Source organism: Caballeronia sordidicola (assembly GCF_000729995.1).
Classification (GTDB): Bacteria; Pseudomonadota; Gammaproteobacteria; order Burkholderiales; family Burkholderiaceae; genus Caballeronia; species Caballeronia sordidicola_A.
This window is the reverse complement of the sequence record NZ_JNFG01000195.1, coordinates 1-580: the sequence shown is the minus strand read 5'-3', so window position 1 is coordinate 580 and position 580 is coordinate 1. Positions and strand designations below refer to the sequence as shown.

The window sequence follows — 580 nt, the reverse complement described above, 5'->3', positions numbered from 1 at the left end:
TTGTTCAACTCGGCTTGTGAATAACCATCCAGGCGTGTGCCTTTAGGGAAGTACTGACGTAGCAGGCCGTTCGTATTCTCGTTGCTACCGCGTTGCCAAGGACTTCGTGGATCGCAGAAATACACGTCGACCTCTGTGGCAAGCGTGAACGTCTTGTGGCTTGCCAGTTCGCGGCCACGGTCCCACGTGAGCGTTTGGCGCAACTCCTTAGGCAGCTTCTTCACCTGCTTGATCAGTGCCGACACGACGCTTGTAGTGTCTTTGCCTTGGACTTTCACCAGCATCACAAAGCGCGATTGGCGTTCAACCAGGGTCGCAATATGCGAGTTGTTCGAGCCCGATATCAAGTCACCTTCCCAGTGCCCGGGAACCGCTCGATCTTCCACTTCGGCGGGACGTTCGCTGATTGATACAGCATCGATGATCGCCCCTCGGTTTTGTCCGCTGCCCGTAGCTTTTTTAGCGCGTCGCATCACGCGATGGGTGCGCAAATGCTCCATCAGCTCTTTTTTAAGGACGCCCCGGGCTTGTACATACAGGCTTCGGTAGATCGTTTCGTGTGATAGTTGCATGAGCTTAT

At 54.5% G+C, this 580-nt stretch carries 1 protein-coding gene; it reads right to left on the bottom strand.

What is annotated here, in order from left to right; all coding sequences use genetic code 11:
* On the bottom strand, positions 1–580 hold a 580-nt coding region (locus tag FH08_RS0134365), incomplete at both ends, for an IS30 family transposase (RefSeq protein WP_031362683.1).